The sequence below is a fragment of the Vicinamibacteria bacterium genome, from assembly GCA_035620555.1.
GTDB lineage: Bacteria > Acidobacteriota > Vicinamibacteria > Marinacidobacterales > SMYC01 > DASPGQ01.
In genome coordinates this window covers 1-4,376 of the sequence record DASPGQ010000239.1, presented here as the reverse complement: position 1 = coordinate 4,376, position 4,376 = coordinate 1, and the positions used below count along the sequence as shown (strand labels likewise).

At 61.0% G+C, this 4,376-nt stretch carries 3 protein-coding genes; all 3 read left to right on the top strand.

From position 1 onward, the window contains the following. Positions 1 to 573 precede the first annotated feature (573 nt). On the top strand, positions 574 to 3,051 hold the full coding sequence (locus tag VEK15_10105; GenBank protein ID HXV61035.1) for an SBBP repeat-containing protein: 2,478 nt from the start codon (positions 574 to 576) through the stop codon (positions 3,049 to 3,051). 360 nt (positions 3,052 to 3,411) lie between these two features. Further along, positions 3,412 to 3,822 carry a hypothetical protein gene (locus VEK15_10100; protein ID HXV61034.1) on the top strand — a complete coding sequence of 137 codons (411 nt, stop codon included), beginning with the start codon at positions 3,412 to 3,414 and terminating at the stop codon, positions 3,820 to 3,822. Positions 3,823 to 3,925: 103 nt separating this feature from the next. Continuing rightward, positions 3,926 to 4,376: FAD-dependent oxidoreductase (locus VEK15_10095; protein ID HXV61033.1), on the top strand; the 451-nt coding region annotated here is incomplete at its 3' end.

Genomic DNA, 4,376 nt, shown 5'->3' with positions numbered 1-4,376 from the left:
AGCAGGAACTCTGGCTCTGGCCGGCACTGACCAGCACTCATGTAGTACGGAGTGCCGAACACGAGGTCGCCGACGACTCGAATCCGCATGTTGACGCCGATCCCCTGACCGACACGGTCTGGGTGGCACGTATCCATCGCACTGGTCGCAGCCCCTCGTACTCGCCTGCGATATCCAGCCTTGGTTCAGCGAAAGGGTCGTTCTCATCATTGCACCCCGAGACGACCCAAGCAGGCGACAGAATCAGGCCAAGGACCAACGCTCTGCAACCACGACTCATCGGTTCACCTCTCACGCCCGTCGGGCTCCTTTCTTCCCTCGCTTCCCCTAACGCTGCGGGGTGCAGTTTCTTGGAGGGGATAACGAGAGAACGCCTGGCGGTGGAGGCAAGGGCGACTCACGGTCAACCGGAGCTCACGTTGCGGGTCCCATGAGCGGCGGACCGGTTGCGGGTAGCCCATTCACGCCGTCGATCACGAGATTCTTGCGTCGGCGTCTCCGCAAAACCAACCCGATCGTCGTTCTCTTCAGTGAACGCCGACCACGAAACGTCGGTCATGGAGTCAAGCGGTTATGAAGATCCCGAAAACGATTTGGAGGTTTGGGCTTGCCATGTTGCTCGTGCTGATGGAAGCCCCTCTTGTCGACGCCCAACTCATCGCCGATGTCTCGGGACCAGCGTCACCGCGACAGAGCGTGAGCTTCGATGGCTTTGGCTTCATCGAAAACAGAGGCCAAGTTGATCCTGCCGTTCGGTTCTATGCACAGCTCGAGTGCGGCGTTGTTTTCTTCAACGACGATGCGCTCGTGTACGATCTCACGAGCTGCGGCGAAGAGCCGAGTCAAGTCGCAGCATCGCCAGGCACCCCGCCAGTCAGGCAACGGCACGCTGTGTGGATGAAGTTCGTGGAGCCGGGTCCCTTCCTTCGGGTCGAGCCGCAGAATAGGTTGCCCGCCGAGCTGCATTTTCTGAAGGGGACCGACCGGGAGGAGTGGGCGTCGGGCGTTCCGGCGTATTCACAGCTTATATTCCGGGACGTCTCGCCGGGGATCGACATCGTTTACTGGCAAGACTCTCCTCGCAGCCTGCGCTACGAGTTCGTCATCAAGGCGCATGGTGATCCTGGTCGAGTCAGGTTCTCATACAACGGTGCGGATCGGATCGACAGGCGTGGCCAGGCCGAGAGGTTAGCCACGACCGTTGGGTATCTGGCTCATCGCAGACCGGCCGCCAACACAGCCGGGACGATAGAGTTCACTTCGCGTCTTGCGGATGTCGATGAGGCGCAAGCAGGGGACGTGAGCTCGGCAGCCAGCGAGCGGTCTTTGACAGACCTTGGTTGGAGCACCTTTCTCGACGGGATCACCGCGCGCGGCGTAGCGTTCGACGGTTCCGGAAACCCCGTGGTCACGGGGTCGACCAACTTGGCGAGCTTTCCGGCGACACCAGGCGCGTACGACGAGTCGTTGAGCGGCGCCGTCGATGCCTTCGTTGCGAAGCTCGCGGTCGATGGCAGCTCCTTTGTGTGGGCGACCTTTCTGGGAGGTAGTGGCTCCGATGAGGGCCGCGCTATCGATCTCGACGGCGCTGGAAACGTGGTGGTCGCCGGAACGACAACGTCCGCGGACTTTCCGCATACAGGCGCCGTGTGCTCCGGCAGCTTTCTGTTCACAGACGCCTTTCTCACCAAGCTGACGCCGGATGGTGGGCAGCCGATCTTCAGCAGGTGCATCGCCCGTTCCGACGAGAACTACATGCAGCCCATGGCCGTCGATATCGATGGCATAGGCAGCCCCGTGGTGGTTGGGTGGATCGGGAGCACCTCCCCCGGTCGGGAATTCGTCAAGAAGTTCGCCGTCGACGGCTCGCTTCTATGGGAGTTCGGGTTTCCTGATTCGGACTCCCTGTACATCAGCTGGGTGACAGACGTGGTCTTGGATGGGGCGCAGAACGTGCTCCTTGCCGGAGGGATTCGGGCTGCCAACGAAGTCAGTGCGAGCGCATTCGCGACCGAAAACGCGTACGACGAGACCTGCGCCGCGAACTACGACCAAAACGGCGTAAGCACCGGTTGTTGTGACGCGTTCCTCGCGAAGCTCTCACCCGACGGAGGGACCATGCACTGGGCTTCGTTTCTTGGTGGCGGCGGTGGCCCGACCGATTGTGACATGGCAACGGGCGTCGATGTCGATGGTTCCGGCAATCCGGTGGTCGTGGGTGTCGCGGAGGCGCCGTGGGACTTTCCGCTTACGACAAACGCAGTCGATCGGACTGGGGGTCTGGCAGCGGAGGGGTTTATCACCAAGTTCACTGTCGATGGCGGCTCCCTAATCTGGAGTACATTCCTGGGTGGCTCTGAGTTTGATCGGGTCGAGGGCATTGACCTGGACAGCTCAGGTCGTCCCGTTGTGGTTGGAGTGACCTTTTCTCAAGATTTCCCCGTCGTGGCCCAATTCGACGATTCGCTTGGAGGGGCAAGCGACTACTTCGTTTCCAAGCTCACCCCCGATGCGTCCGCTTTCTTGTGGAGCACCTACCTCGGGGGTAGCGGTGCAGAAGGTGAGGGGCTGTCTCGCTACGCTGGTCTTGCCGATTTGGCAGTTCCTGGAGGGGAGATTCCTAGAGCGGTTGTTGCTGGAAAGTCCTCCTCGAGCGACTTTCCTCTCGTCAACCCCGTCGACGACACGTGTTGTGGCGCGATCGTCGCTCAAGTGCGAGGTCGAACGGGGTGCGTCGACTTGGGCGAGGTTGATCCTGTAACTCTGCTTGTTCGGCAGTCTACGCAGGGCCGATGCCCCGAGGATGCGCCGGCCGTTCCCGAACAAGTCGACGTAGTCGTGGGCGACCTAGGACAATTGGGTGTCGGTACAATCGGCGAGGTGGAACCGATCGCATGCGGCGTATCTGCTTCGACGTTCGAAGACGAAAGAATCCCCGCGCCGAACACAGGCCTATTCTATTTGATGCGTCATGTTGGCGGGTCCTATACCGACGCAGGCGGAACAACGCTGATCGGCACGCGAACCCCGTCGGCTGGAGACTGTCCGTAGCATCGTGGGCTCTGATCTTGCCGGACGGCAGCCTCATCAGAGGAGATTCGCCCGATGTACTTCGAGTTTCGCGAGCCGACGACCCATTCGGAGCTTCGAGATATCCTCTCGGTGCACGAAGCTGTCTACCGTGCGGCTGCTGGCCTGTCCGCGCTAGTCGATGGCAACTCCCACCACGAGACCCCCACCGTTCGACACTTCGGCCTGTTTCGGTGCGAGGGAAACGAGAACCGGCCGGCGGGGTATGTCCGCGTCGTTGAATCGTGTAATCGGGAGAGCCCAGAGCTTCCGCTCTTGCAGTACTTCTCGACCCCCGCGCGAATTCAGAGGATGCTCAGTTCTGTTGTTCGGAAGCATGGGATGGTAATCGAAGGCGGACGCCTTTCTCTGGTGCCTGAATTGCAGGGGGTCCGGGCGGGCAAGCATATTGTCGAGAGCCTGGTAGCGATCTACGGTGTGGCACTGAACGTCCCGTGCCTTCTCGTCTGCTTTTCACACCACCAGGCGCTTTACGAGACGCTCGGCTTTCGTCGCATCTTTCATCATGACATCATCCGAGCGCCGAGCGGGCAGCAGCGCGGTGTCTGCATGTATGGCGTCCGCATCAAGTCCGCTCGAGTGTTCTTAAGAGCAGTTGCGATGGCGCAGGCCTACCGGCAGTTCGGGGCCATTGCGTATCACCGGCAAAGACCCGACAACTTCGCACCGGCTGTGATCCGACCGGAGTTGATTGACCGAGCCGCTCGGATAGTCTCTCGGATTGCTGCGTAGGACCGTGAGGGCGACGATGTCTGAGGAACTGGCTGGTTCATGCGTGTCGAGCATCTCAGGTGCGATTCGAGCCTGGTCGGATGTCGTGGGATCTGGCTACGTCTTGAGTAAGCGCGCGGACTTCGCCGACTACGAGCGAGCGACGTTTGCGACTGCAAATAGAGTGCTCGCGGTCGTTCGCCCTCGAGATCGCGGTGAAGTTCAGGCCTGCATGCGCGTTGCGCAGGAGTGGCGTGTCCCGGTGTACCCGGTGAGTGGAGGCAAGAACTGGGGCCTCGGCTCTCGAGTCCCGTCCAAGGATGGGTGCGCCATTCTTGATCTTGGCCGACTGAATCGTATCCTCGACTTCAACGAGGAGCTTTCCTACATGACGGTCCAGCCTGGCGTCTCGTTCGCGCAGGTCTCCGAGTATCTGCGCGTCCGTGGCTCCCAGCACTACCTGTGCGTGACCGGCGGTCCGCCGGAAGGGAGCCTCATCGGAAACGCGCTTGAGCGCGGGGATGGTCTGGGGCCCTATGGTGAGCGGAGCTTACACTGCTGTGCGTTCGAGGTCG